The following is a 25,974-nucleotide window of genomic DNA, read 5'->3' as shown; positions in this document are numbered from 1 at the left end:
GAACTGTCAGCGGCCGGCCCAACGGTCGGCGCACACCATCCCGCCGGTCCGACACCGACGCCGGCGGATCACAACGCGAGGAGATGGGACCTGTGACCATCCGGGTTGGCATCAACGGCTTCGGCCGCATCGGCCGTAACTTCTTCCGGGCCGTCCTGGCGTCCGGAGCGGACGTCGAGGTAGTGGCGGTCAACGACCTGACCGACAACGCGACGCTCGCCCACCTGCTCAAGTACGACAGCATCCTGGGTCGTCTGCCGCACGAGGTCAAGGCGACCGCCGACGAGATCACCGTGGGCGGTAAGACCATCAAGGCGTACGCCGAGCGGGACCCGGGCAAGCTGCCCTGGGGCGACCTGGGTGTCGACGTGGTCATCGAGTCGACCGGTTTCTTCACCGACGCCACCAAGGCCAAGGCGCACGTCGACGGCGGGGCCAAGAAGGTCATCATCTCCGCTCCGGCGAAGAACGAGGACGTCACGGTCGTCATGGGCGTCAACCAGGACCAGTACGACCCGGCCAAGCACACGATCATCTCGAACGCCTCCTGCACCACCAACTGCCTCGCCCCGATGGCCAAGGTGCTGCAGGACACGTTCGGCATCAACAAGGGTCTGATGACCACCATCCACGCGTACACCCAGGACCAGAACCTGCAGGACGCGCCGCACTCCGACCTGCGTCGGGCCCGCGCCGCCGCGCTGAACATCGTGCCGACCTCCACCGGCGCCGCGAAGGCCATCGGCCTGGTCCTGCCGGAGCTCAAGGGCAAGCTCGACGGGTACGCCCTGCGGGTGCCGATCCCGACCGGCTCGGCCACCGACCTCAGCGTCGAGGTCGGCCGGGAGACCACCGTGGACGAGGTCAACGCCGCCATCAAGGCCGCCGCCGAGGGCCCGCTCAAGGGCATCCTGGTCTACAACGAGGACCCGATCGTCTCCTCGGACATCGTCACCGACCCGGCGTCCTGCATCTTCGACGCGCCGCTGACCAAGGTGATCGGCAACCAGGTCAAGGTCGTCGGCTGGTACGACAACGAGTGGGGCTACTCCAACCGCCTGGTCGACCTGGTCAAGCTGGTGGGTAAGTCCCTGTGATCGCGAGCCCCGTGGTCATGAATGGAGGGCTGGCTCGGTGAGCATCCGTACCCTCGACGACCTGCTCGCCGAGGGGGTGTCGGGTCGGCGCGTGCTGGTGCGCGCCGACCTGAACGTCCCACTCGACAAGCAGACCGGTGCGATCACCGACGACGGCCGGATCCGGGCGGTGCTGCCGACGCTGCGGGCGCTGACCGAGGCCGGCGCGAAGGTCGTGGTCTTCTCCCACCTGGGCCGCCCCAAGGGCGCCCCGGACCCGCAGTACAGCCTGCGTCCGGTCGCCGGGCGCCTCGGTGAGCTGCTCGGGGTCCCGGTGAGCTTCGCCGAGGACACCGTCGGTGACTCGGCGCGCTCCACCGTGGACGCGCTCGCCGACGGCGAGCTGGCCCTGCTGGAGAACCTGCGCTTCAACAAGGGCGAGACCAGCAAGAACGACGCCGAGCGGGGTGCCTTCGCCGACCAGCTCGCCGCCCTCGGCGAGGCGTACGTCGACGACGCGTTCGGTGCGGTGCACCGCAAGCACGCGAGCGTCCACGACGTACCGGCCCGGCTGCCGCACGTGGCCGGCCGGCTGGTGCTGCGCGAGGTCGAGGTGCTGTCCCGGCTGACCGGCGAGCCGGAGCGGCCGTACGTGGTGGTCCTCGGCGGCTCGAAGGTCTCCGACAAGCTGGCCGTGATCGAGGCGCTGCTGCCGAAGGTCGACAAGCTGCTCATCGGCGGCGGGATGTGCTTCACCTTCCTCAAGGCCCAGGGCCACGAGGTGGGCACCTCGCTGCTGGAGGAGGAGATGGTCGGCACCTGTGCCGACCTGCTGGCGCGGGCCGACGGCAAGATCCTGCTCCCGGTCGACGTGGTGGCCGCCGACGCGTTCGCCCCGGACGCCGCGCACGACACGGTGCCGGCCGACGCCATCCCGAGCAAGCGGCTCGGCCTGGACGTCGGGCCGCGTACGGTCGCGGCGTTCGCCGAGGTGATCGGGACGGCCCGGACGGTCTTCTGGAACGGCCCGATGGGTGTGTTCGAGATGCCGGCGTTCGCCGCCGGCACCCGGGGGGTGGCCGAGGCCATCACCAAGGCCGACGCGTTCACCGTGGTCGGCGGCGGGGACTCCGCCGCGGCGGTGCGGGCCCTCGGGCTCGACGAGTCGTCGTTCGGACACATCTCCACCGGCGGGGGAGCCTCGCTGGAGTACCTGGAGGGCAAGACCCTCCCCGGCATCGCGGCGCTGGAGGACTGATGGCGGCAACGCAACGCCGGCCGTTGATGGCCGGCAACTGGAAGATGAACCTGAACCACCTGGAAGCCATCGCGCTGGTCCAGAAGCTGGCGTTCAGCCTGAACGAGGACCAGCTCACCGCGGTGGAGACGGTGGTACTGCCACCCTTCGTCGACCTGCGCAGCGTGCAGACCCTCGTCGACGGGGACAAACTGCTCATCCGGTACGGCGCACAGGACCTGTCGCCGTACCAGTCGGGGGCGTACACCGGGGACATCTCCGGGGCGATGCTGGCCAAGCTCGGCTGCTCGTACGTCACCGTCGGGCACTCCGAGCGGCGGGCGTACCACCACGAGGACGACGCCCTGGTCAACGCCAAGGTGGGCGCGGCGCTGGCCAACGGCCTGACGCCGATCCTCTGCGTGGGGGAGGGGCTGGAGGTCCGCGAGGAGCTGCGGCACGTGCCGCACTGCTGCGACCAGCTCGACGCGGCCCTGGCCGGGCTCACCGCCGAGCAGGTGACCAAGGTCGTCGTGGCGTACGAGCCGGTCTGGGCGATCGGCACCGGCAAGACCGCGACCCCCGAGGACGCCCAGGAGGTGTGCGGGGCGGTTCGTAGGCGGCTGGCCGAGCGGTTCGACCCGACCACCGCCGACCAGGTACGGATCCTCTACGGCGGGTCGGTCAAGTCCTCGAACGTCGCCGCGATCATGGCCCAGCCGGACGTGGACGGCGCGCTGGTGGGCGGGGCGAGCCTGGACGCCGACGAGTTTTCTCAGATCTGTCGGTTCCCGGAGCACATCGCCCGCTGAAGGCTCGCTATCCTGGATCCCGCCCGTCCACCGGCCGGTGCCCCCGTGCCCGAGCTGTCCGGGCGAGGATCGTAACGAGAGGACTGACCCCAGCCATGCCGATCGCATTCGCATACACGTTGATCGTGTTGCTGGTCATCACGAGCGTGTTGCTCGTCATGCTGATCCTGCTACACCGAGGTAAGGGTGGCGGGTTGTCCAGCATGTTCGGCGGTGGGGTCAGCTCCAGCCTCGCCGGTTCGTCGGTGGCCGAGAAGAACCTCGACCGGTACACCGTCCTGGTGGGGATCGTCTGGTTCGCCTGCATCGTCGGGCTGGGGCTCTGGCTCCGGCTCGCGATGAACAGCGCCTGAGTAGCCGTACCTGACCAGACCGCGCGCGGCCCGTCCTCAGACGGGCCGCGCGCGTCGTCGTCTACCCGCCGCCCCGCGTCCGTTGCGGGCCCGGCCGCGGGGTGCGGTCGCCTACCCGCTGCGGCGCGTCCGTTGCGGGCGCGGTCGCCGGGTGCCGTCGTCTCCACGGCCGGCGCGCGTCCGGTGTACCGAAGGTTCGAGGGCCCCGGCCGTCCATGGACGGCGGGGGCCCTCGACGTTCACCAGCTGCGCCGCCTCCCGTGAGAGGCGGTGAGAAGGGTTCCCTTCTCTACCCCAGGCGTTAAGAGGGGGCCCTTCCTTACCGGGGTTAGCGGAGGCTGCGGAAGCGGGGTGGCACGTTGGCCGCCGCCGCCCGGTCCAGCAACCAGAGGGTACGGCTCACGCCGTGCACCCCGGCCGCCGGCAGCTGCTGCGGACCTGCCCCGGCCAGCGCCATGCCCACCGCCTGGGCCTTGTCCGCCCCGCCGGCCACCAGCCACACCTCTTCCGCCGTGTTGATCGTCGGCAGGGTGAGGGTGGTCCGCACCGGTGGCGGCTTGGGGCTGCCCCGCACGGCGCTCACCGGTCGGTTGTCGTGGTGCACCGGATGTTCCGGGAAGACCGACGCGACGTGCCCGTCCTCGCCGACGCCCAACATCAGGACGTCGAAGTGGGGCAGGGCGGCGTGCCCCGGTCGGGCCGCCGCCGCCAGCTCCTCGGCGTACCGGGCGGCACCGGCCTCCGGGTCGGCGCCGTCGGGGCCGTCGGAGGCCGGCATCGGGTGCACCCGGGCCGGGTCCAGCGGCACTTGGTCGAGCAGGGCCGCCCGGGCCTGGGTCTCGTTGCGGTCCGGGTCACCGGCGGGCAGGAACCGCTCGTCGCCCCACCACACGTCGACCCGGGACCAGTCGATGGCGTCCCGGGCCGGCAGCGCGCCCACCGCCCGGTACACCGCGGCGGCGATCCGCCCACCGGTCAACACCACCGACGCCTGACCCCGTTCGGCCTGGGCGTCGAGCAGCTTCACCACCAACCTGGCCGCCACCGCCTGCGCCAGCAGGTCGGCGTCGGCGTGTACGGCGACACTCGCCTCACTCATGGATTGCCTTCGTCTCTGCGGTCACAGTCGGGGCCATCAGTTGTCGGCCGGGCCGGCGTGCGCGGTGGCGCCGGCCCGGGTCCGTTCGGCGGTGGTCGGGTCCTTCCAGATGTGCACCCGCTGAGCGGGCCGCCGGTCCAGGTCGGCCAGGCCGGCCGAGGCACCCAGCGCCTCGGCGTACACCTGGTCGGCGTCGAGCCGGCGCAGCTCCTCGGCCAGCTCGTCGCCGAGCGGCCGACGGACCAACGGCAGGGTCCGGTCCTGCTGCCCGGTACGGCGGAAGGTGGCCCGGCTGTCGTCCCGGGTCAGGGTCAACTCGTCACCGTTGGCGCAGCGCAGCTGCACCTGACGCATCCGGGGGAACTCCTCGGTGGCCTCCCACCGCGGGGTGATGCCCAGCCGGCTGCTCAACCAGCCGGACATCAGCGCCGCGGTCGGATCCTTCGGCGGCGCCACGATCGTCGCCTCGGTGACCTGCGCCTGGGTGGTGTCGAACGCCCCCGCGACCAGGGTGCGCCACGGGGTGATCCGAGTCCACGCCAGATCGGTGTCACCCGGGGCGTAGTCCTCGGCCCGCAGGCGCAGTGCCGCGAGCGGGTCGGGAGCCTGGGCGGTGTCGGTGATCCGCCGGTCGGCCACCACCCCGAGGAAGTCGGTGGCGATCTCCGTCGGCGGCTCGCCGTGCCACCAGGTCACCACCGGTACGTCCGGCACCAGCAGCGGCATCACCACCGACTCGGCGTGCAGGGCGAGCCGCCCGTACATCCGCATCACCACCGCCTCGCACGGGCCGAGCCGCCCGCCGACGACGATCTCCGCGTCCAGCCGGTCCCGGTTGCGTTCCACGTCGGCGCGGACCACCACCAGCAGCCGGCACGGGTGGGCGGCGGCGGCCACCGTCGCCGCCGCCTCCGCGTCGCGGACCCGCTTCTCGTCCGTCACCACGATCAGCGTGAGTGCCATCCCACTGGCCACTCCGCCGGCGCTGCGCCGCTCGGCGGCCAGCGCCTTGACCACCTCGTTACCGGTGGTGTCCCACAGGCCGATCAATGGAGCCTCCTGGTCTGCTCGCTGCGCCTGGTCACGCCCGCCGCCACGCCCGGCCCTCGCGGGCCAGCATCTCGTCGGCGGCCCGGGGGCCCCACTCGCCGGAGCGGTACGGCTTCGGCTTGGTGTCCTCCCAGGCGTGCACCAGGGGGTCGACCACCGCCCAGCTCTGCTCGACCTCGGCGGCGTCGGGGAAGAGCGTCCGGTCACCGATGAGGACGTCCAGCACCAACCGCTCGTACGCCTCGGGGCTGGACTCGGTGAACGCCTCGCCGTACTGGAAGTCCATCGCGATGTCGCGGACCTCCATGGTGGTGCCCGGCACCTTGGAGCCGAACTTGAGCACCACGCCCTCGTCCGGCTGGACCCGGATGACGAGCTGGTTGTTGCCGAGCATCTCCATGTCGGCGTCGTTGAACGGCAGGTGGGGCGCCTTCTTGAACATGATGGCGACCTCGGTCACCCGGCGGGGCAACCGCTTGCCGGCCCGGATGTAGAACGGCACCTCGGCCCAGCGGCGGTTCTGGATGCCGAGCTTGACCGCCACGTACGTCTCGGTGGTGGAGTCCGCCGGGACACCGTCCTCGTCCCGGTAGCCGACAGCCCGCTGACCGCCCACCCAGCCGGGCAGGTACTGGCCCCGGACGGTGTCCCGGGCCACGTCGGCCGGGATGGTGATGGCCCGCAGCACCTTGAGCTTCTCGGCCCGGATCTCGTCGGCGTCGAAGCTGGTCGGCTCCTCCATCGCGACCAGGGCGAGCAGCTGGAGCAGGTGGTTCTGCACCACGTCCCGGGCGGTGCCCACCGAGTCGTAGAAGCCGGCCCGGCTGCCGATCCCGACGTCCTCGGCCATGGTGATCTGCACCGAGTCGACGTAGTGCGAGTTCCACAGCGGCTCGAACAGGTTGTTGGCGAACCGCAGGGCGAGGATGTTCTGGACCGTCTCCTTGCCCAGGTAGTGGTCGATGCGGAAGACGTCCTGGCCGGTGAAGACGTCGTCGACCAGGTCGTTGAGCTCCTTGGCCGAGGGCAGGTCGTGCCCGAACGGCTTCTCGACCACCACCCGACGCCAGCCGCCGCACTTCTCGTTGTCGGCCATGCCGGTGCGGGCGAGCTGCTTGAGCACCACCGGGAACGCCGCCGGGGGGATGGAGAAGTAGAACGCGGCGTTGCCGTGGATGCCGTGGCTGTCGCGCAGGTCGTCCAGGGTCCGGGCGAGCCGGTCGAAGGCCGCGTCGTCGTCGAACGAGCCGCCGACGAACTTGATGTTGCCGGCCAGCCGGGCCCAGACCTCCTCCCGCCACGGGGTCCGGCAGTGCTCCTTGGCCGCCTCGTGGGCCAGCGACTCGAAGTCGCCGTCGGCCCAGTCGCGCCGGGCGAAGCCCAGCACCACGAAGCCCGGGGGCAGCAGCCCCCGGTTGGCCAGGTCGTACACCGCGGGTAACAGCTTCTTGCGAGCCAGGTCACCGGTGACGCCGAAGATCACCAGAGCGCACGGCTCCGGGATCCTCGGCAGCCGCCGGTCCTGGGCGTCGCGTAGGGGGTTCACGCCGCCTCCTCGCTCCGCTCGGTCCACGTCGTTCATCGTCACGTCGACAGCCGTCCGGCCGCATCCAGCAGCTGGGCGATGCCCGCCGCCCGGTCGGTCAGGTGCAGCCGCAGCACCGGCCGCTGCCGGCCGGCGAGCGCCTGCCGGTCACCGGCGGCCTGCGCCGCCTGCAACTGCCCGAAGGTGTACGGCTTGCCGGGCACCGGCAGGTCGTCGCCGACCGCGCCGGTCAGCTGCAGGTAGCTGCCCACCTGCGGACCACCCTTGTGGTACTGGCCGGTGGAGTGCAGGAAGCGCGGCCCCCAGCCGAAGGTCACCGGACGTCCGCCCGCCGCGGCCAGCAGCGGTCGCAGCCGGGCCGCCTCGGCATCGGCGAACCGGTCCAGGTACGCCATCGCGGCCAGGTAGCCCTCCGCGCCCAGCCCGTCCAGCAGCCAGCGCAGCGCGCCTACCAGGTCACCCGGGGCGCCGTCCGGTGCGTACACCTCGATCGCGCCGTCGGTGAACGACGGCCGCTCGGCCGGCGGACCCGAGGCGAGGATCTTGTTGGTGTTCTCCTTGCTCTCGGTCACGTTCGGCTGGTTGAACGGATCGATGCCGAGCACCACGCCCGCGATCGCGGTGGCGTACTCCCAGGTCATGAACTGGGCGCCGAGCGAACCGTTGACCGCGACGTCCGGGGTGGCCCCGCCGCCGGGCACCGCACCGGCGGTCAGCGCGCCGCCGTAGCTCACGGTCAGCACGTCCGCGCCGGTGGCGCCGGGGCTCTGCGGCGACTCCACCACGACCGGCAGGATCCCGATTCCGGCCTTGCCTGTCGACTCGGCGATCAGCTGCTCGGCCCAGTCACCCAGGCCCTCGATGCCGGTGCCGTCGGAGACCAGCGCGACCTTGTCCCGGCCCATGGTGGCCGCCGCGCCCAGCGCCGCGCCCAGGGCCAGCCCGGGGTTGTCCCGGTCGGCGCCGAAGGAACCGGCGAGCGCCTCGGCCTCGTCGAGCAGCTCGGCCACCTCGACGCCGATCAGGGCGGCGGGCACCATCCCGAACGCGGTCAACGCGGAGTACCGGCCGCCCACGTTCGGGTCGGCGAGCACCGTGAAGGCGCCCATCTCGGCCGCGGTGTCGGCCAACGGCGAGCCCGGGTCGGTGACGATGACGAAGTGCCGGCCGGCCTCCGCCTCGCTCAGCCCCGCGTCCAGGAACGCCTGCCAGTACGCCCGGCGGTGGCTGTCCGTCTCGACCGTGGAGCCGGACTTGCTGGCCACCACCACGACCGTGCGTTCCAGCCGGTCGGCCAGCGCCGCCCGGACCTGCCCGGGGTCGGTGGTGTCCAGCACCGTCAGCGACTTGCCGAGGGTCCGCGCGATGACCTCGGGGGCCAGCGACGAACCGCCCATCCCGGCCAGCACCACGTGGTCCAGGTCGGCCAGCTCGGCCCGCAGCTCGGCGAGCTGGGGGAGCAGCTCCCGGCTCTGCCGCCAGGTGTCCACCCAGCCCAGCCGGACCTGCGCCTCGGCCTGGGCGTCCGGACCCCACAGCGTCGGGTCCTTGGCGGCCAGCTTCGCCGGCACCCCGGCCGAGACCAGCGCGTCCCGGGTGGAGGCCGGGGCGGACCGGTCGACCGTGTCGGCGCCGTGCACGGACAGCCCCGCGGCGGCCTCGACCGGCCCGTCGAGCAGGTCACTCATGCGTTGCCTCCGGCCCTGATGATTCGCTCGCTCATGCGTTGCCTCCGGCCTGCTGGGCGGCGGCGGCGTTGTCCTGGGCGGCCTGGTTCGGCGCACCGGTGCCCTGGGCCGCGGCGGTCAGCGACTTGCGGACCCCGTCGAGCAGCTCCTGCCAGCTCGCCTCGAACTTCTCCACCCCCTCGCGCTCCAGGGTGGCGATCACGTCCGACATGTCGACGCCGACCGACGCGAGGTCGTCGAAGACCTGCCGGGCCGCGTCGTACGAGCCGGTGATGGTGTCCGCCTGGGTCTCGCCGTGCTCGGCGTACGCCTGCACCACCGACTCGGGCATGGTGTTGACGGTGCCCGGGGCGATCAGCTCCTCGACATAGATGACGTCCCGGTAGTCCGGGTTCTTCGTCGAGGTGGATGCCCAGAGCGGGCGCTGCGGGTGGGCGCCGGCGTCGGCCAGGGCCTGCCAGCGGTCGGAGGAGAAGACCTCGCCGTAGCGCTCGTAGGCGAGCTGGGCGTTGGCCACGGCGGCCTTGCCGCGCAGCGCCTTGGCCTGCTCGGAGCCGATCTTCTCCAGTCGCTTGTCGACCTCGGAGTCGACCCGGGAGACGAAGAACGAGGCCACCGAGCCGATCTTGGACAGGTCGTGGCCGTTGGCCTTGGCCTGCTCCAGCCCGGCGAGGAAGGCCTCCATCACCGCCGAGTAGCGGTCCAGCCCGAAGATCAGCGTGACGTTGACGCTGATCCCCTCGGCCAGGGTCTTGGTGATCGCCGGCAGGCCGGCCTCGGTGGCCGGGATCTTGATGAACAGGTTGGGCCGGTCCACCAGCCACCACAGCGCCTTGGCCTCGGCGAGGGTCTTGTCGCTGTCGTGGGCCACCCGGGGGTCGACCTCGATGGAGACCCGGCCGTCGACCCCGGCGCTGCCGTCGTACGAGGGCCGCATCACGTCACACGCCCACCGCACGTCGTACGTGGTGAGCATGCGGACCGCCTCTTCGACGTCCACGCCCCGGGTGGCCAGGTCCCGCAACTGCCAGTTGTACTCGTCGGCGTCGCTGAGCGCCTTGGCGAAGATGGTCGGGTTGGTGGTCACCCCGGCCACGTGCTGCTCCCGGCGGAGCTGGTCCAGCCCGCCCGAGCTGAGCCGCACCCTGGAAAGATCGTCGAGCCAGACCGCCACTCCCGCGGCGGTGAGCTCACCCAGTCTGTCTGTCATGCGCTGCCGCTCCCTCAGTTGCCGGTGGTGAAACCGGTGATGTCGCCCTGCCGGCTCAACGCCGCGTGCGCGGCGGCGATGATCCGGTCGGGCGTGAAACCGAACTGCTCGAAGAGCACGGAGTGCGGAGCGCTCGCGCCGTAGTGCTCCAGGCTCACGCACTCGCCACCGTCGCCGACGATGCCCCGCCAGGACATCGCGATGCCGGCCTCCACGCTCACCCGTGCCTTTACCCCACGGGGCAGCACCGACTCGCGGTACGCCTCGTCCTGGGCGAAGAACCACTCCTGGCAGGGCATCGAGACGACCCGGGCGGGGGTGCCCTCGGCCTCCAGCCGCTCCCGGGCGGTCAGGCAGAGCTGCACCTCGGAACCGGTGCCGATGATGATCACCTGCGGCTTGCCGGTGGACGCCTCGGCCAGCACGTAACCGCCCTTGGCGGTCCCCTCGGCGCCGGCCACCACCGTGCGGTCCAGGGTCGGCAGCGCCTGACGGCTCAGCGCCAGCGCGGTCGGCCGGTCGGTGTGCTCCAGGGCCTGCCGCCACGCCCAGGCGGTCTCGTTGGCGTCGGCGGGACGGACCACGTCCAGGCCGGGGATGGCCCGCAGCGCGGTCAGGTGCTCCACCGGCTGGTGGGTGGGGCCGTCCTCGCCCAGCCCGATCGAGTCGTGCGTCCAGACGTAGGTGACCGGCAGCTTCATCAGCGCGGCCAGCCGCACCGAGGGGCGCATGTAGTCGCTGAAGACCAGGAACGTGCCGCCGTACGGGCGGGTGCCGCCGTGCAGGGCGATGCCGTTGAGGATCGCGCCCATGGCGTGCTCACGGATGCCGAAGTGCAGGGTGCGGCCGTACTCGTGACCGGGGAAGTCCTTGGTGGCGTGCACCGCCGGGACGAACGACGGCTCGCCCTTCATGGTGGTGTTGTTGCTCTCGGCCAGGTCGGCCGAGCCGCCCCACAGCTCGGGCAGCACCGGGGCGAGAGCCTCCAGGACCTTGCCGGAGGCGGCCCGGGTGGCCACGCCCTTGGCGTCGGCGGGGAAGGTCGGCAGCGCCTCGGTCCAGCCGTCGGGCAGGATCCGCCCGGCCAGCCGGTCGTGCAGCGCCTTGCGCTCCGGGTTGGCCTCGGCCCACTTGTCGTACGCCTGCTGCCACTCCTGCTGGGCCTCGCCGCCCCGGCCGACCACCTGCCGGGCGTGGCCGAGGACCTCCTCGTCGACGTCGAAGGTGCGGGCCGGGTCGAAGCCGAGGATCTGCTTGGTGGCGGCGACCTCGTCGGCGCCTAGCGCCGAGCCGTGGATCTTGCCGGTGTTCTGCTTGTTCGGCGCGGGCCAGCCGATGATGGTGCGCAGCGCGATGAACGACGGCCGGTTGGTCTCGGCCCGGGCGGCGGTAAGCGCCTCGAAGAGCGCCTCGACGTTCTCGTGGTAGTCGCCCTGGTCGGCGTCGCCGGTGCGCCAGTCGACGGTCTGCACGTGCCAGCCGTACGCCGCGTACCGGGCGGCGACGTCCTCGCTCATCGCGATCCGGGTGTCGTCCTCGATCGAGATCTCGTTGTCGTCGTAGATCAGGGTGAGGTTGCCCAGCTGCTGGTGGCCGGCGAGCGCGCTGGCCTCGTGGCTGATGCCCTCCTCGATGTCACCGTCGGAGGCGATGCACCAGATCTGGTGGTCGAAGACCGACGCGCCCGGCTCGGCGTCCGGGTCGAACAGCCCCCGCTCGCGGCGGGCCGCCATCGCCATCCCGACCGCGTTGCCCAGCCCCTGGCCGAGCGGCCCGGTGGTGGTCTCCACGCCCGGGGTGTGGCCGTGCTCCGGGTGACCCGGGGTCAGCGAGCCCCACTGCCGCAGCGCCTTCAGGTCGTCCAGGCTCAACGGGTACCCGGCGAGGAAGAGCTGGATGTACAGGGTCAGACTGGAGTGCCCGGCGGAGAGCACGAAGCGGTCCCGGCCGGGCCAGTTCGGGTCGGTCGGGTTGTGCCGCATGACCCGGTTGAACAGAAGGTAGGCCGCGGGAGCGAGGCTCATCGCGGTGCCGGGGTGGCCGTTGCCGGATTTCTCCACGGCGTCCATGGCCAGTACGCGGACGGTGTCCACCGCCCGCCGGTCGAGGTCGGTCCAGTTCAGTGTCGAGTGCGCGGGTCGGTTGGCAGCCACGATGTATGTGCTCCTCGGTTGGGCGGAACCCTCGGTGATGACCCTATCGAGCGGTTCTAAACATCCGCCCAGGGATCTCTGCATGGTCTGAGGTACGGGACGGACCCGGTGGATCGTTCATCTCGTACTGTGACGACGGGCGCACCGTTGTCGGGTCGCCCGGGCAGCGCAAACGGCGACGCGTAGGCTGTCGGTCGGTGTGTGGCCCCGGATTCCGGGCCCCGACCGACTCGAACTCCCCCTGCCGATGCCGGAAGGTGGCAATCCGTGAGCATGATCACCGAGCGCCCCGTCAGCAAACCTGCCGGGCCACCGCCGGTGCGGACGGACGACGCGCCGCCGGTGGTACGGCGGGACGTGCGGGCGGTCGTCTCGGCCTACGTCACGCTCACCAAGCCCCGGATCGTCGAGTTGCTGTTGGTCACCACGGTGCCGGCGATGATGCTGGCGCACGGCGGGCTGCCCTCGCTCTGGCTGGTGGCGGTGGTGCTGGTCGGCGGTTCGCTCGCCGCCGGCGCGGCCAGCGTGCTCAACTGCTACATCGACCGGGACATCGACCAGTTGATGCGGCGCACCAAGCGGCGCCCGCTGCCCGCGCACACCGTGTCGCCGCGCAGCGCGTTGGTGTTCGGGCTGGTGCTGGCGGCGGTGTCGGTGGCCCTGATGGCGGTCTTCACCAACCTGCTGGCCGCCGGGCTCACCCTCGCCGCGATTCTCTACTACGACCTGGTCTACACGCTCTGGCTCAAGCGCACCACGACGGCCAACACCTTCTGGGGTGGGGCGTGCGGGGCCGCGCCGGTGCTGATCGGCTGGGCGGCGGTGACCGGGTCGCTGGCCCCGGCCGCCTGGGTGCTCTTCGCGGTGGTCTTCTTCTGGCAGATGCCGCACTTCTACCCGCTGGCCATGAAGTACAAGGACGACTACGCCCGGGCCGGCATCCCGATGCTGCCGGTGGTGGCCTCGGCCCGTCGGGTCAACGCCGAGATCCTGATCTTCGCCTGGCTCACCGTGCTGACCTCGTTGGCCCTCTGGCCGCTGGGCATGAGCGCCATCTACGGCGTGCCCACCCTGGTGGTCGGGGGCATCTTCCTGCTGGAGGCGCACCGGCTCTGCGGGCGGGTGACCCGTGGCGAGGCGGTCCGGCCGATGCGGCTGTTCCACTGGTCGACGACGTACCTGACCATCGTCTTCGCCGCGGTCGCCCTGGACGCGCTGATCTGAGCCACGCCGGCACCGTTTCTGGTGCATTTGGTCCCGTCATAAGCGGATATATCCGGGCATTACGCTGCGGAGCAAGGCTAAACCTTTTCGTAATCGGCATCACAAATAGTTGATGGTTCCGCCGCGTGTCATCCGAAGTCTGCTTAGGCTTCGCGTCATGGCAGATGGTTCCGATACAACCCTGACCGCCGAGCAGACCCCCGCGCCGGCCCCCAACGGCCTGGTCGCGGGAATCCGGTCGTTCGCCGCCAGCCACGGCGGCGCGAAGGCGGTCGTCGAGTACGTCGGCAAGCGCGGAGCGCGCATCGTCCTGGTCGGCACCGACGGTGCCTGGGGCGACCAGTTCGCCGAGGACACCGTCACCGCCCGCCAGGCCTGCGCCGAGGCGGGAGTGGACGTGGAGAACGCCTGGGAGCGGGAGCTGATGGACCAGATGCGGCCGAGCAACGACCTGTGGCGGTCGATGGCCCGCCGGACGATGGCCCGCTGACCGCGATGACCGGCGGCACCCGGGCCGGGGCGCGGATCGCCCTGGTCACCTGCACCGAGTTCGCGGAGCTGGAGGCGGACGACCGCCTGGTGATCGCCCCGCTGGCCGCCCGGGGCGTCACCGCCGTACCGGAGGTCTGGGACGACCCACGGGTCGACTGGGCCGGCTACGACCTGGTGGTGCTCCGTTCCCCGTGGGACTACGTGCCACGCCGGGACGACTTCGTCGCCTGGGCGACCCGGGTGCCCCGGCTGGCCAACCCGGCCGGGGTGGTCGGCTGGAACACCGACAAGCGGTACCTGGCCGAGCTGGGCCGGGCCGGGGTGCCCACCGTGCCCACCAGCTGGGTCGAGCCCGGTCAGCACTGGCAACCCCCGACCGGGCCCGGCGAGTACGTGGTCAAGCCGGCGGTCAGCGCGGGCAGCCAGGACACCGGCCGGTACGACCCGGCCGACCCCCGGCACCGCGAGTTGGCCGTGGCCCACGTCCGTCGGCTCACGGCGGCCGGCCGGACGGTCATGGTGCAGCCGTACCTGAGCGCGGTGGACACCGACGGCGAGACCGCGCTGCTCTTCCTGGCCGGCCCGGACGGCCCGGTCTTCAGCCACGCGATCCGCAAGGGCCCGATCCTCACCGGCCCGGACCTTCGTGCGCCCGGCCTGTACCGGCCGGAGGAGATCACCGCCCGCAGCGCCACCGCCGACCAGCTGGCGGTTGCCGGGAAGGCCCTGGCGACCGTGCCGGGCGGCCCGGGCCAGCTGCTCTACGCCCGGGTGGACCTGATCGCCGGTCCGGATGGCGCGCCGGTGCTGGTCGAGCTGGAGCTGGCCGAGCCGTCGCTCTTCCTCGGCTACGCCGAGGGTGCCGCCGACCGGCTGGCCGAGGCCATCGCCGGCCGCCTGTCGTCGTCGCGGCCGGGCTGAACCGGGCGGCGCTCGCGGGTCGACCAGAGCATCGACAGGGTGGCCAGCAGCACCAGGCAGGAGCCGACCATGTGCGCGCCGACCAGCAGCGCGGGCAGGTCGGTGAGGTACTGCACGACACCGATCAGGCCCTGACCCAGCTCCACCGCGACCAGGATCCCGGCGGCCCGGGCGGCGTGCGCCGCGCCCACGGCGCGGAAGGCGAAGACCAGCGCCACGGAGAGCCCGATCAGCAGGAAGACGCCGTCGGCGTGGAGCTGGGAGATAGTCTGCGGGTCAAGGCCGTTGCGGGCCGCGCCGTGGTCGCCGGCGTGCGGGCCGCTGCCGGTGACCCAGGTCCCGACCACCAGCACGGAGGCGCTGACCACGGCGGTGAGCCGGGCCAGGGTGCGCAGCGGCGCCGGCACCACCGGCACCACCGGCACCACCGGCCCGGCCGGATCCTTGATCCGCCGCCAGAGCGCGTACGCCACCGCGATGACCACCATCGAGGCGAGGAAGTGCAGCCCCACCACCCACGGGTTGAGGTCGGTGAGCACGGTGATGCCGCCGATCACCGCCTGGGCGGGGATGCCCAGCAGCACCCCGACCGCCAGCGGCACCAGCTCCGGCCGGCGGGGACGGTGGCTCAGCACGGCCACCACTACGGCCAGTGCGATCGCCCCCACCGCGAAGGTGAGCAGCCGGTTGCCGAACTCGATCACCCCGTGCATGCCCATCTCGGCGGTGGTGGTGTACGAGTCGTCGGTGCACCGGGGCCAGGTGGGGCAGCCGAGACCGGAGGCGGTCAGCCGGACCAGCCCGCCGGTGCCGACGATCGCGACGTTCGCGACGATCGACGCGAACGCGAGGCGGCGGAGCAGTGTGGCGGATACCGGAAGCCGGGCAGAGGGCGTCACGGCGCAAATCCTACGCACCGTAGTGCTCGGGGTCCGGGCGGCTCCGGGGCACCGGTGGTTCGGATCACCCGGACCCGGGTTTGCCACCCCTGCCGGAAATACGTAACGTTGGCGTTGTGAAATACGCGGCGGAGCTCCACGGGCACCGGCCGACGGCCGGTCTGGCCGCCGGTGCGGCCCCGTCCGGCAGCGCGCCCGCAGCCGACGTCTCGACCCGGGACCGGGTCACCCGGCTCCTGCTGGAGCAGGGGGCGACCACCGCCGCGCAGTTGGGCGCCGCGCTCGGGCTGAGCCCGGCGGCGATCCGCCGGCACCTCGACGCGATGCTCGCCGACGGTGACGTGGCCGCCCGGGAGCAGACCGTCCGGGGGCACCGGGGCCGGGGCCGACCGGCCAAGCTCTTCGGGCTGACCGACGCGGCCCGGGTCCGCTGCGGCACCCACCACTACGACAACATGGCCACCGCCGCCCTGCGGTGGATCGCCCGTACCGGTGGCTCGGACGCGGTCGAGGCGTTCGCCACCGACCAGGTCGCCGCCCTGGAGGCCCGCTGCCGCTCCGCGATGGAGGACGCCGGCGACGATCTCCCGGCGCGGGCCGAGGCACTTGCCGCGGCGTTGACCGCCGAGGGTTACGCTGCCAACGCGACCACGATCGCCTCCGGCGGGCAGCTCTGCCAGCACCACTGCCCAGTGGCGCACGTGGCCGCCGAGTTCCCCCAGCTGTGCGAGGCCGAGACCGCGGTGATCTCCCGTCTGGTCGGCACCCACGTGCAGCGCCTGGCCACCATCGCGCACGGCGACGGGGTGTGCACCACGCACATTCCCGCCCAGCCGGGGCGTGACCAGTCCGGAAAGCCCGTCACCACTGTGAGGACAGATAGATGACCGAGCAGATCGTCGCCCCCCTGACCCAGGAGGAGCAGCTCGCCGCCCTGGGTAACTACGAGTACGGCTGGGCCGATCCCGACGCCGCCGGGTCGGTCGCCCAGCGGGGCCTCAGCGAGGCGGTGGTGCGGGACATCTCGGCCAAGAAGAACGAGCCGGCCTGGATGCTCGACCTGCGACTCAAGGGCCTGCGCCTGTTCGGCCGCAAGCCGATGCCGGCCTGGGGCGCCGACCTCACCGGGATCGACTTCGACAACATCAAGTACTTCGTACGCTCCACCGAGAAGCAGGCCGCCAGCTGGGAGGACCTGCCCGAGGACATCAAGAACACCTACGACAAGCTGGGCATCCCCGAGGCGGAGAAGCAGCGCCTGGTCGCCGGGGTCGCCGCCCAGTACGAGTCCGAGGTGGTCTACCACAAGATCCGGGAGGACCTGGAGGAGCAGGGCGTGCTCTTCCTGGACACCGACACCGCGCTGCGCGAGCACGAGGACGTCTTCAAGGAGTACTTCGGCACGGTGATCCCGGTCGGCGACAACAAGTTCGCCGCGCTGAACACCTCGGTGTGGTCCGGTGGCTCGTTCATCTACGTGCCCAAGGGCGTCCACGTGGACATCCCGCTGCAGGCCTACTTCCGGATCAACACGGAGAACATGGGCCAGTTCGAGCGGACCCTGATCATCGTCGACGAGGGCGCGTACGTGCACTACGTCGAGGGCTGCACCGCGCCGATCTACTCCTCCGACTCGCTGCACAGCGCGGTCGTGGAGATCATCGTCAAGAAGAACGCCCGGTGTCGGTACACGACCATCCAGAACTGGTCGAACAACGTCTACAACCTGGTCACCAAGCGCGCGGTGTGCCACGAGGGCGCGACCATGGAGTGGGTCGACGGCAACATCGGCTCCAAGGTCACCATGAAGTACCCGGCGGTCTACATGACCGGTGAGCACGCCAAGGGCGAGGTGCTCTCGGTGGCGATGGCCGGTGAGGGTCAGCACCAGGACGCCGGCGCGAAGATGGTGCACGCCGCGCCGCACACCTCCTCGTCCATCGTGTCGAAGTCGATCGCCCGGGGCGGCGGCCGGACCTCGTACCGGGGTCTGGTGCAGGTGCTGGAGGGCTCGCACCACAGCGCGAGCACGGTCAAGTGCGACGCGCTGCTGGTCGACACGATCTCCCGCTCCGACACGTACCCGTACGTCGACATCCGCGAGGACGACGTCTCGATGGGGCACGAGGCCACCGTCTCCAAGATCAGTGACGACCAGCTCTTCTACCTGATGAGCCGGGGTCTGGGCGAGGACGAGGCGATGGCGATGATCGTGCGCGGTTTCATCGAGCCGATCGCCAAGGAGCTCCCGATGGAGTACGCCCTGGAGCTCAACCGCCTCATCGAGCTGCAGATGGAGGGCGCGGTCGGCTGAGGCCGCCCACACCGCCGTCCGCGCACCCCGGACACCGTCGTCGCACTGACAGAAGACCAAGGAAGAGATGACCATTCAGGCTTCCGCGCCGCCCAGCACCAAGTCCCAGGCGCTCCGCTCGTACGACGTCGCCGACTTCCCGGCCCTGACCGGCCTGGAGGAGGAGTGGCGCTTCACCCCGCTCAAGCGGTTGCGCGGTCTGGTCGGTGACGACCAGACCGCCACCGGCGCGGTCCGGCACTCCCACGGTGACCTGCCCGAGGGCGTCACCGTCGAGCGGATCGACACCGGCGACGCGCGGGTGGGCAGCGTGCTCACCCCGGTCGACCGGATCAGCGCGCTGGCCTACGGCGGGGCCGCCGACGCGCTGCTGCTGGCGGTCGCCGCGGACACCGTGGTGGACGCGCCGGTGACCGTACGGGTGACCGGCGACGGTGCGGAGCAGTTGGCCTTCGGGCACACCTTCGTCGAGGTGGGCCGGTTCGCCGAGGTGACCGTGGTGCTGGAGCACACCGGATCGACCACGCTCGCCGACAACGTCGAGGTGGCGGTGGCCGACGGCGCGAAGCTGACCCTGGTCACGGTCGCCGACTGGGCCGCCGACGCGGTGCAGGCCCAGCACCTGAAGGTCAGGCTGGGCCGCGACGCGCGGGTCAGCCACGTGCAGGTCACCCTCGGCGGTGACCTGGTCCGGCAGTACACCAGCGTGGAGTACACCGACCGGGGTGGCGAGGCCGAGCTGTACGGCCTCTACTTCGCCGACTCCGGCCAGCACCTGGAGCACCGCCAGCTGGTCGACCACACCGTGCCGGACTGCCGCAGCCACGTCGGTTACCGGGGTGCCCTGCAGGGCGACGACGCGCACACCGTCTGGGTGGGCGACGTGCTGATCCGGGCCGAGGCCACCGGCACCGACACCTACGAGATCAACCGGAACCTGCTGCTGAGCGACGGCGCGCGGGCGGACTCCGTACCCAACCTGGAGATCGAGACCGGCGAGATCGCCGGCGCCGGTCACGCCAGCGCGACCGGCCGCTTCGACGACGAGCAGCTGTTCTACCTGATGGCCCGGGGGATCCCGGAGGCCGAGGCCCGTCGTCTGGTGGTCCGGGGCTTCTTCGCCGAGATGATCAACAAGATCCCGGTCGAGGAGCTGCGCGAGCGGCTGGGCGAGGCCATCGAGGCCCGACTCACCCGGGCCGGTGCCTGATGATCAGGATCTGTTCGACCGAGGACGTGCCGAAGGGCAGCGTGATCAGCGCGGACGTCGCTGGTACGACGATCGCCCTGGTGCACGCCGAGGACGACCGGTTCTACGCGGTGCGGGACGAGTGCTCGCACGCCGCCGTCGCGCTGTCCGAGGGCGAGGTCTCCGGGTGCACGCTGGAATGCTGGCTGCACGGATCCCGTTTCGACCTGCGTACCGGTGAGCCCACCGGGCTGCCCGCCACCGAACCCGTACCCGTCTACCCCGTCGACGTGCGCGACGGCGACATCTACCTTCCCGTCGACGGCGAGGGCCGTCCGCTGCCGAGCAATGGAGTGACCCGATAATGAGCACCCTGGAGATCCGCGACCTGCAGGTGTCGGTCAAGCTGCCCGAGGGTGAGCTCAAGCCGATCCTGGCCGGTGTCGACCTGACCGTGCGCTCCGGCGAGACCCACGCCATCATGGGCCCGAACGGCTCCGGCAAGTCCACCCTGGCGTACTCGATCGCCGGCCACCCCAAGTACGAGATCACCGGCGGCACCGTGACCCTCGACGGCGTCGACGTGCTGGCCATGTCCGTCGACGAGCGGGCCCGCGCCGGGCTCTTCCTGGCCATGCAGTACCCGGTCGAGGTGCCCGGCGTCTCGGTGGCCAACTTCCTGCGCACCGCCAAGACCGCCATCGACGGCGAGGCCCCGAAGCTGCGTACCTGGGGTGGCGAGCTGCGCGGCGCGATGGAGCGCCTGCACATGGACCCGGCGTTCGCCCAGCGCAACGTCAACGAGGGCTTCTCCGGCGGTGAGAAGAAGCGGCACGAGATCGTGCAGCTGGAGCTGCTCAAGCCGAAGATCGCCATCCTCGACGAGACCGACTCCGGCCTCGACGTCGACGCCCTGCGGGTGGTCAGCGAGGGCGTCAACCGGGTCCGCGACACCGGCGACACCGGCCTGCTGCTGATCACCCACTACACCCGGATCCTGCGCTACATCAAGCCGGACCACGTGCACGTCTTCGTGGCCGGCCGGATCGTCGAGCAGGGCGGCTCGGAGCTGGCCGACAAGCTCGAGGAAGAGGGCTACGAGCGGTACGTCGCCGGGGCCGGCTCGGCGCGGGCCTGACCTGACCATGACCTCGATCGCGATCCCGCCGGGCATGCCGCAGTACGACGACGTGCCCCGCTTCGACGTGGCGCGGGTGCGCGCGGACTTCCCGATCCTGGACCGGGAGGTCAACGGGCACCCGCTGGTCTACCTGGACAGCGCCAACACCTCGCACAAGCCGCGTCAGGTGCTCGACGTGCTCGCCGAGCACTACGCCCGGCACAACGCCAACGTGTCCCGCTCGGTGCACACCCTGGGCACCGAGGCCACCGAGGCGTACGAGGGCGCGCGGGCGAAGATCGCCGCGTTCGTCAACGCGCCGAGCGTGGACGAGGTGGTGTTCACCAAGAACTCCACCGAGGCGATCAACATCGTGGCGTACGCGTTCTCCAACGCCTCGCTGCCCGCCGCGGTGTCGGCGGCGACCGACGAGCGGTTCCGGTTGGGCCCCGGCGACGAGATCGTGATCTCCGAGATGGAGCACCACTCGAACATCGTCCCGTGGCAGCTGCTGGCCGAGCGGACCGGCGCGACGCTGCGCTGGTTCCCGGTCACCGAGCAGGGACGGCTGGACGAGTCGGGCCTGACCGACCTGGTCAACGAGCGGACCAAACTGGTCTCGCTGGTGCACATGTCGAACATCCTCGGCACCGTCAACGCCACCTCGCGGATCACCGCGCGGGTGCGTGAGGTGGGTGCGCTGCTGCTGCTGGACTGCTCGCAGTCGGTGCCGCACCTGCCCGTCGACGTGGTCGACCTGGACGCCGACTTCGTGGTCTTCACCGGCCACAAGATGTGCGGGCCGACCGGCATCGGGGTGCTCTGGGGGCGGGCCGAGCTGCTGGCGGCCATGCCACCGGTCTTCGGCGGCGGCTCGATGATCGAGACGGTACGGATGAGCGGCTCCACGTTCGCCGCGCCGCCGGCCCGGTTCGAGGCGGGCACCCCGCCGATCGCCGAGGCGGTGGCGCTCGGTGCGGCCGTGGACTACCTCACCGGCCTGGACGTGCGGGCCGTGCAGTGGCACGAGAAGGAGCTGACCGCGTACGCGCTGGAGGCGCTGGCCACCGTGCCCGGCCTGCGGATCTTCGGTCCGACGGTGCCGGTGGGCCGGGGCGGCACCATCTCGTTCGCCCTGGGTGACATCCACCCGCACGACGTCGGGCAGGTCCTCGACTCCCTCGGCGTGCAGGTGCGGGTCGGCCACCACTGCGCCAAGCCGGTCTGCACCCGGTTCGGGGTGCCGGCGATGACCCGGGCGTCGTTCTACCTCTACACCACCACCGCGGAGATCGACGCCCTGGTGGGTGGTCTGGAGCAGGTGCGGAAGGTGTTCGCGTGAGCGGCGACGCAGGAGCCCGCGATCGACGGGAGGTCAGCGTGACGCATCCTGATTCTCTTTACCAGGAGATCATCCTGGACCACTACAAGCACCCGCACGGCCGTGGTCTGCGCGACGCCGACGACCCGGCCGACCGGGTCGCCGAGGCGCACCACGTCAACCCGACCTGCGGCGACGAGGTCACCGTACGGGTCGCCAGCGACGGCACCGTGCTGCACGACATCTCGTACGACGGGCTGGGCTGCTCGATCAGCCAGGCCTCGGCGAGCGTGCTGCACGAGCTGCTGCGGGGGCGGGACGCGGGTGAGGCGTTCGCGGTGCACGAGGCGTTCGTCGAGTTGATGTCCGGGCGTGGCGAGGTCACGCCGGACGAGGACGTACTCGGTGACGGGGTGGCGTTCGCGGGTGTCGCGCGCTATCCCGCCCGGGTCAAGTGCGCGCTGCTGCCGTGGATGGCGTTCAAGGACGCCGCGGCACGCGCCGGGGTGGGCGTGAGCCCGGAGGTGAAGGCATGAGCAGCGAGGAAACGGCCACCACGCCGCAGGGCGGCACCGTGGCCACCGACGGCGCGACGACGCCGGCCGTCGACGGCACCGTGGCACCGCACGCCGCCGATGACGTGGCGCCTACGGCAGACAGCGGCGCGGTGGCGCCGACCGGCGACGACGCGGTGGCATCGGCCGGCAACGGCGTGATGGCATCGGCCGGCAACGGCGTGGTGGCATCGGCCGGCAACGGGGGTGGCAAGGCCGCCACCGCCGACATCGAAGAGGCGATGAAGGATGTCGTCGACCCGGAGCTCGGCATCAACGTGGTCGACCTCGGCCTGCTCTACGGCGTGCACGTCGACGACGAGAATGTCGCCACCCTGGACATGACGCTCACCTCGGCGGCCTGCCCGTTGACCGACGTCATCGAGGACCAGACCCGGTCGGCGCTGACCACCGGCCCCGGCGGGGGACTGGTCAGCGACATCCGGATCAACTGGGTCTGGCTGCCGCCGTGGGGCCCCGACAAGATCACCGACGAGGGGCGCGACCAGCTACGTACCCTCGGCTTCAACGTCTGAGCGTTCCCCTCGGAGCGTGGCATCGTCCGAGCGCGGCACCCGACCAGGGTGCCGCGCTCGACGCGTTTCCGGGCCCCGTTCCCCACCCACCCCCACCCCTCCCGTCACCGCACCAAGCGGGCCCCGAGGTGGATCTTGGACACTTGCCGTCCTATTTGGACGGTAAGTGTCCAAGATCTACACTCCGATCGGGTACGGAGAGAGCGAGGCGCATCGGCCTCGCAGGCGTGACCTGAACCTCTCGACCTGGCCGAGCGCGGGACACCGGACTGGGCGCCGGACAGCGTCGCCGGAGCGACGCAGGCCAGGACCTTGACCGTGTCGAGCAGCGGATCAGGGCAGCCAGGGTGCCAGCACCTCTTGGTCGGATACGGAGCGCGTCACCTGCTGCCGCTCCGGATCGGTCAGCCCGAGAGTCCGCAGTCGGGCACCCCACCCGGGTACCCGTTCCGGCTCCTCCAGCGCCACCGAGAGCTCGATCAGCGCGGCGAGCGCCAACGCCTGCTCGACGGCGGGAGCCGCGTCCCCGTGCCGGCGCAGCCCGGAGTTGAGCGCCCGGAAGGCCGCCCGGTCGTCCCGCTTGAAGTCACGCAGGATCCGGGCGTTGTCGAGCGACCGGGCCAACCCCGTCAGATCCTTCGCGCCGCCGTACTCCAGGCCCGCCGGCTCGTCGCGCTGGATGAAGGTGATCAAGTTTCCGGAGGGGTCGACCACGGTGAAGCGGGACGCGCCGGGCCGGAACCGGGTGATCCTGGGCTCGCCCCTGGCCAGCACCCTGCCGTAGGCGCGGCGCATCGCCGCGCTGAACACCGCGTGGTACGGCGCGACCGCGTCGACCATCACCAGGCAGCCGCCGGGCTGGCCGGGGGACGGGGCCGTCGCGCTCCGCGCGTAGTAGTGCAGCTCGAAGCCGCTCCACCGGAACGCCAGGTACACGTACGGTTTGAGCTGTTCCCAGGTGACCGCGAAGCCGAGAGCCCGCCAGAACGCGAGGGTCTCCTCGGGCGAACTGCAGTGCAACATCGGCACGGTGGTCTCGTTGGGTCGGACGCTGCTCCCGCCGGAGTCGACGGCGTCCTCGACGGGGCGGGGGCTGCTGTCGTCGGGGCGGCCGGTGCCTTCGCTGGATGGGTCGGTGGGCTCCGCTGGTCGAACGTGGTCCACGGACATCGCCACTCCACTCGTCGTGCGCAGAACGGGCAACTGGACAATTCTGCCGTACGACGACGCGGGGCGCACGTCGGTTTTTCCGGGGCGGCCGGGTGGCCGGGAAAACCACTGGCCCGTCCGGCTGGGCCGGGTGAGGACCGTCGGGTGAGCGAGGCGTACCCGATGCAGGTTTTGGTCCGTGCGGCGACTGCCGGGCGGCGACAGCGGACCGTGCCGAGGGCCAGGCTGACGCGCCGTCAGCCGTCGTGACGGCGGGGTTCCTGGCCGGAATAGTGTCCGGGTACGGCGTCGCCGTCCCGGTCGGTGCCATCGCGGTGCTCGTCATCGGCCTGACCGCGCGGACCTCGTTCCGGGGTCGGTGCCGCCGCCGCGCTCGGGGTGGCCGTTGCCGACGGCAGCTACGCCGCGGCGGCGGTGCTCGGCGGCGCGGCGCTGGCCGCGGCGATCGCCCCGGTCGCCGATCCACTACGGGTGGTGCGGCGCTGGTGTTGCTCGGCCTCGCCGCGCACACCGCCTGGCGGGCCCTGCGCCCGACGTCGCCCGGCCCCGTACGGCGTCGTGGTCGGCGTCCCCGGTCGCTGCCGCATGACGGTGAGCCCGCCGGGGCACCACGTCGGGTGGAGCGCGGTGGCCTGCACACTCCGGCGCGGGCGTCTCGCCTCGGCGAGCTGGCAGCTGCTGATCGCCGGTGGCGGCTCGCTGGTGGGACGGGTGCTGACCGGGCCGCGCGGCCGGCGGGTCACCGCCCTGGCCTCCAGCGCCATCATCGCCGGGCTCGCGGTGGTCACCCTGCTGTTCTGAACGCGCAGTCACCGTCGGTGTTGGCGAGTGAACCGTGCCACCTGCGGGAATGTCTGGTGGTAGCCCGTCCTTCCTACCGAAGGTAATCAAGATTATCCCGATAGGGATAGTATTCGATTCCATCTGGAGGACCGATGGCAGGCGCCGCCCACCTGACCACCCCGCTCGTCTCCACCGAGTGGCTGGCCGAGCATCTCGACGACCCGAAGCTGCGGATCCTCGACGCTACCGTGCACCTGGCCCCGCCGACCGAGGCGGGCGCGGACTGGAGCCAGAGCTCCGGTCGCCCCGACTACGAGGCCGCCCACATCCCGGGAGCGGCCTTCGCCGACATCATCGACGAGCTCTCCGAGCCCGACGGTGGGTGGTTCACCAAGCCGACACCGGAACGGTTCGCCGCCGCGGCCGGCCGGCTGGGCATCGGCCCGGACACGACCGTCGTGGTCTACGCGGTGAACGTGTTCTGGGCCACCCGGGTCTGGTGGCTGCTGCTGGCCAACGGCTTCGACAACGTGGCGGTGCTCGACGGCGGTTTCGGCAAGTGGACCGCCGAGGGCCGCCCGACCCGCTCCGGCACCGAGAGTTACCCGCCGGCGGAGTTCGTCGGCACCCCCCGACCGGAACTCTTCGCCGACCTCGACGAGGTCCGGCAGGTGGTCGAGAGCGGCACCGGCGCCTGCCTGATCAACTCGCTGTCGCCGGAGGACTTCCACGCCACCGAGACGCTGAGCTACCCCCGCCCCGGGCGCATCCCGGGCAGCCGGCACGTCTTCGTCGCCGCCCTGCTCAACCCGGCCGACGGGACGTTCCGGCCGGTACCAGAGCTGCGGGAGATCTTCCGGGACGTACAGGCCGAACCGGGCCGGAAGGTGACGTACTGCGGGGGCGGGATCGCCGCCACCGGCGACGCCCTGGCCCTGCACCTGATCGGCGAGACCGACGTGGCGGTCTACGACGGCTCGCTGCGGGAGTGGACCAGCGACCCCACCCTGCCGCTCGAGGTGGGCTGAGCACGGCCGTGGGCGGACCGTAGCCGGCACCCGAGTGCCGACTACGGTCCGTCCGTCTCGTCAGCGCGGTTCGCCCGCCGCTGCCTGGACCGGCCGCCCGCCGGCGCTGCCGTCCTGTCCCGCTCGGCCGCTACCCGGCGCCGTCCGGCCCGGCCCGGCTCGCTGCTCGGCCCGCTACCCGCCGCCGTCCCGCTCGGCC

At 71.6% G+C, this 25,974-nt stretch carries 24 protein-coding genes and 1 pseudogene; 17 read left to right on the top strand and 8 right to left on the bottom strand.

The window, feature by feature from the left end; genetic code table 11:
• The first annotated feature begins 92 nt into the window (after positions 1–92).
• The 4 genes from gap (at position 93) to secG (ending at position 3,478) form a co-directional block, all read left to right on the top strand.
• Complete coding sequence (gene gap / locus GA0070617_RS19840; protein ID WP_091440754.1) at positions 93–1,097, top strand: type I glyceraldehyde-3-phosphate dehydrogenase; 1,005 nt, start codon at positions 93–95, stop codon at positions 1,095–1,097.
• Between the two features lie 37 nt (positions 1,098–1,134).
• Positions 1,135–2,334: a phosphoglycerate kinase gene (locus GA0070617_RS19835; RefSeq protein WP_091440751.1), complete on the top strand. Its 1,200-nt coding sequence runs from the start codon at positions 1,135–1,137 to the stop codon at positions 2,332–2,334.
• The gene (gene tpiA, locus GA0070617_RS19830) at positions 2,334–3,125 is read left to right on the top strand and encodes a triose-phosphate isomerase (protein WP_091440748.1); all 792 of its coding nucleotides are present in this window, start codon (positions 2,334–2,336) and stop codon (positions 3,123–3,125) included. The genes GA0070617_RS19835 and tpiA overlap by 1 nt, the downstream gene beginning before the upstream one ends.
• A gap of 95 nt (positions 3,126–3,220) precedes the next feature.
• Complete coding sequence (gene secG / locus GA0070617_RS19825) at positions 3,221–3,478, top strand: preprotein translocase subunit SecG (protein ID WP_091440745.1); 258 nt, start codon at positions 3,221–3,223, stop codon at positions 3,476–3,478.
• 328 nt (positions 3,479–3,806) lie between these two features.
• Here the strand turns inward: secG and pgl are convergent, their stop codons facing one another.
• Genes pgl through tkt form a run of 6 tightly spaced genes read right to left on the bottom strand, consistent with a single transcriptional unit; the run spans position 3,807 to position 12,224 of the window.
• Positions 3,807–4,577, bottom strand: a complete 771-nt coding sequence (pgl, locus tag GA0070617_RS19820) for a 6-phosphogluconolactonase (protein WP_091440742.1) — start codon at positions 4,575–4,577, stop codon at positions 3,807–3,809.
• A 36-nt stretch (positions 4,578–4,613) separates the two neighbouring features.
• The gene (locus GA0070617_RS19815) at positions 4,614–5,627 is read right to left on the bottom strand and encodes a glucose-6-phosphate dehydrogenase assembly protein OpcA (RefSeq protein WP_091440739.1); all 1,014 of its coding nucleotides are present in this window, start codon (positions 5,625–5,627) and stop codon (positions 4,614–4,616) included.
• 31 nt (positions 5,628–5,658) lie between these two features.
• Entirely contained in the window at positions 5,659–7,209 is a 1,551-nt protein-coding gene (gene zwf / locus GA0070617_RS19810) for a glucose-6-phosphate dehydrogenase (RefSeq protein WP_091440735.1), read from the bottom strand.
• Between the two features lie 2 nt (positions 7,210–7,211).
• On the bottom strand, positions 7,212–8,861 hold the full coding sequence (locus GA0070617_RS19805; RefSeq protein ID WP_091440732.1) for a glucose-6-phosphate isomerase: 1,650 nt from the start codon (positions 8,859–8,861) through the stop codon (positions 7,212–7,214).
• Positions 8,862–8,892: 31 nt separating this feature from the next.
• On the bottom strand, positions 8,893–10,071 hold the full coding sequence (gene tal / locus GA0070617_RS19800; protein WP_091440729.1) for a transaldolase: 1,179 nt from the start codon (positions 10,069–10,071) through the stop codon (positions 8,893–8,895).
• Between the two features lie 14 nt (positions 10,072–10,085).
• A complete protein-coding gene (gene tkt, locus GA0070617_RS19795) occupies positions 10,086–12,224 on the bottom strand; it encodes a transketolase (protein ID WP_091440725.1) in 2,139 nt (712 codons plus the stop codon).
• Between the two features lie 267 nt (positions 12,225–12,491).
• Here tkt and GA0070617_RS19790 point away from each other — a divergent pair, with 267 nt between their 5' ends.
• From GA0070617_RS19790 to GA0070617_RS19780, 3 genes are all read left to right on the top strand, one after another.
• Positions 12,492–13,448, top strand: coding sequence for a heme o synthase (locus GA0070617_RS19790; protein ID WP_091440722.1), 957 nt, complete (start codon positions 12,492–12,494; stop codon positions 13,446–13,448).
• A 157-nt stretch (positions 13,449–13,605) separates the two neighbouring features.
• A complete protein-coding gene (locus GA0070617_RS19785; protein WP_091440721.1) occupies positions 13,606–13,938 on the top strand; it encodes a hypothetical protein in 333 nt (110 codons plus the stop codon).
• A 5-nt stretch (positions 13,939–13,943) separates the two neighbouring features.
• Complete coding sequence (locus GA0070617_RS19780) at positions 13,944–14,861, top strand: ATP-grasp domain-containing protein (RefSeq protein WP_091446713.1); 918 nt, start codon at positions 13,944–13,946, stop codon at positions 14,859–14,861.
• Here the strand turns inward: GA0070617_RS19780 and GA0070617_RS19775 are convergent.
• The gene (locus tag GA0070617_RS19775; protein ID WP_091440719.1) at positions 14,789–15,778 is read right to left on the bottom strand and encodes a COX15/CtaA family protein; all 990 of its coding nucleotides are present in this window, start codon (positions 15,776–15,778) and stop codon (positions 14,789–14,791) included. The two genes, GA0070617_RS19780 and GA0070617_RS19775, sit on opposite strands and share 73 nt — an antisense overlap.
• 98 nt (positions 15,779–15,876) lie before the next feature.
• Between GA0070617_RS19775 and GA0070617_RS19770 the strand changes: the two genes are divergently transcribed.
• The 8 genes from GA0070617_RS19770 to GA0070617_RS19735 all read left to right on the top strand — a co-directional run bounded on the left by GA0070617_RS19770 (position 15,877) and on the right by GA0070617_RS19735 (position 22,794).
• The gene (locus GA0070617_RS19770; RefSeq protein ID WP_091440716.1) at positions 15,877–16,647 is read left to right on the top strand and encodes a helix-turn-helix transcriptional regulator; all 771 of its coding nucleotides are present in this window, start codon (positions 15,877–15,879) and stop codon (positions 16,645–16,647) included.
• Positions 16,644–18,074 carry a Fe-S cluster assembly protein SufB gene (gene sufB / locus GA0070617_RS19765; RefSeq protein WP_091440713.1) on the top strand — a complete coding sequence of 477 codons (1,431 nt, stop codon included), beginning with the start codon at positions 16,644–16,646 and terminating at the stop codon, positions 18,072–18,074. Before GA0070617_RS19770 ends, sufB begins: the two co-directional genes overlap by 4 nt.
• Positions 18,075–18,141: 67 nt before the next feature.
• Positions 18,142–19,284 (top strand): Fe-S cluster assembly protein SufD, encoded by a 1,143-nt coding sequence (gene sufD, locus GA0070617_RS19760; protein WP_091440711.1) that lies wholly within the window; start codon positions 18,142–18,144, stop codon positions 19,282–19,284.
• Entirely contained in the window at positions 19,284–19,628 is a 345-nt protein-coding gene (locus tag GA0070617_RS19755; RefSeq protein WP_091440708.1) for a non-heme iron oxygenase ferredoxin subunit, read from the top strand. The genes sufD and GA0070617_RS19755 overlap by 1 nt, the downstream gene beginning before the upstream one ends.
• Positions 19,628–20,401 carry a Fe-S cluster assembly ATPase SufC gene (gene sufC / locus GA0070617_RS19750; protein WP_091440705.1) on the top strand — a complete coding sequence of 258 codons (774 nt, stop codon included), beginning with the start codon at positions 19,628–19,630 and terminating at the stop codon, positions 20,399–20,401. Before GA0070617_RS19755 ends, sufC begins: the two co-directional genes overlap by 1 nt.
• A gap of 7 nt (positions 20,402–20,408) precedes the next feature.
• Positions 20,409–21,725: a cysteine desulfurase gene (locus GA0070617_RS19745; RefSeq protein WP_091440701.1), complete on the top strand. Its 1,317-nt coding sequence runs from the start codon at positions 20,409–20,411 to the stop codon at positions 21,723–21,725.
• Between the two features lie 38 nt (positions 21,726–21,763).
• Complete coding sequence (sufU, locus tag GA0070617_RS19740; protein ID WP_091440698.1) at positions 21,764–22,240, top strand: Fe-S cluster assembly sulfur transfer protein SufU; 477 nt, start codon at positions 21,764–21,766, stop codon at positions 22,238–22,240.
• 179 nt (positions 22,241–22,419) lie between these two features.
• Positions 22,420–22,794: a metal-sulfur cluster assembly factor gene (locus tag GA0070617_RS19735; protein WP_091446705.1), complete on the top strand. Its 375-nt coding sequence runs from the start codon at positions 22,420–22,422 to the stop codon at positions 22,792–22,794.
• A 333-nt stretch (positions 22,795–23,127) separates the two neighbouring features.
• On the opposite strand, the gene GA0070617_RS19730 is transcribed toward GA0070617_RS19735, so the two are convergent.
• A complete protein-coding gene (locus tag GA0070617_RS19730; RefSeq protein WP_229688199.1) occupies positions 23,128–23,964 on the bottom strand; it encodes a VOC family protein in 837 nt (278 codons plus the stop codon).
• Positions 23,965–24,209: 245 nt separating this feature from the next.
• On the opposite strand from GA0070617_RS19730, the pseudogene GA0070617_RS19725 reads away from it, so the two are divergent.
• Together GA0070617_RS19725 and GA0070617_RS19720 are read left to right on the top strand one after the other, a co-directional pair.
• Positions 24,210–24,765, top strand: a pseudogene (locus GA0070617_RS19725) (LysE family transporter).
• Positions 24,766–24,899: 134 nt separating this feature from the next.
• Positions 24,900–25,775 (top strand): sulfurtransferase, encoded by an 876-nt coding sequence (locus GA0070617_RS19720; protein WP_091440694.1) that lies wholly within the window; start codon positions 24,900–24,902, stop codon positions 25,773–25,775.
• Positions 25,776–25,974 lie beyond the last annotated feature (199 nt).

This window comes from Micromonospora yangpuensis, assembly GCF_900091615.1.
GTDB lineage: Bacteria > Actinomycetota > Actinomycetes > Mycobacteriales > Micromonosporaceae > Micromonospora > Micromonospora yangpuensis.
The sequence above is the reverse complement of the archived record's forward strand: the minus strand, read 5'-3'. Positions and strand labels throughout refer to the sequence as shown.

Bases quoted from the DNA above. Each gene is read 5' to 3' on its own strand.
- sufD (WP_091440711.1), top strand. From the start codon at position 18,142: ATGACCATTCAGGCTTCCGCGCCGCCCAGCACCAAGTCCCAGGCGCTC.
- GA0070617_RS19805 (WP_091440732.1), bottom strand. From the start codon at position 8,861: ATGAGTGACCTGCTCGACGGGCCGGTCGAGGCCGCCGCGGGGCTGTCC.
- GA0070617_RS19730 (WP_229688199.1), bottom strand. From the start codon at position 23,964: ATGTCCGTGGACCACGTTCGACCAGCGGAGCCCACCGACCCATCCAGC.
- GA0070617_RS19785 (WP_091440721.1), top strand. From the start codon at position 13,606: ATGGCAGATGGTTCCGATACAACCCTGACCGCCGAGCAGACCCCCGCG.
- sufB (WP_091440713.1), top strand. From the start codon at position 16,644: ATGACCGAGCAGATCGTCGCCCCCCTGACCCAGGAGGAGCAGCTCGCC.
- tal (WP_091440729.1), bottom strand. From the start codon at position 10,071: ATGACAGACAGACTGGGTGAGCTCACCGCCGCGGGAGTGGCGGTCTGG.
- GA0070617_RS19755 (WP_091440708.1), top strand. From the start codon at position 19,284: ATGATCAGGATCTGTTCGACCGAGGACGTGCCGAAGGGCAGCGTGATC.
- tpiA (WP_091440748.1), top strand. From the start codon at position 2,334: ATGGCGGCAACGCAACGCCGGCCGTTGATGGCCGGCAACTGGAAGATG.
- GA0070617_RS19720 (WP_091440694.1), top strand. From the start codon at position 24,900: ATGGCAGGCGCCGCCCACCTGACCACCCCGCTCGTCTCCACCGAGTGG.
- secG (WP_091440745.1), top strand. From the start codon at position 3,221: ATGCCGATCGCATTCGCATACACGTTGATCGTGTTGCTGGTCATCACG.
- zwf (WP_091440735.1), bottom strand. From the start codon at position 7,209: ATGAACGACGTGGACCGAGCGGAGCGAGGAGGCGGCGTGAACCCCCTA.
- GA0070617_RS19735 (WP_091446705.1), top strand. From the start codon at position 22,420: ATGGCATCGGCCGGCAACGGCGTGGTGGCATCGGCCGGCAACGGGGGT.
- GA0070617_RS19745 (WP_091440701.1), top strand. From the start codon at position 20,409: ATGACCTCGATCGCGATCCCGCCGGGCATGCCGCAGTACGACGACGTG.
- GA0070617_RS19780 (WP_091446713.1), top strand. From the start codon at position 13,944: ATGACCGGCGGCACCCGGGCCGGGGCGCGGATCGCCCTGGTCACCTGC.
- sufC (WP_091440705.1), top strand. From the start codon at position 19,628: ATGAGCACCCTGGAGATCCGCGACCTGCAGGTGTCGGTCAAGCTGCCC.
- pgl (WP_091440742.1), bottom strand. From the start codon at position 4,577: ATGAGTGAGGCGAGTGTCGCCGTACACGCCGACGCCGACCTGCTGGCG.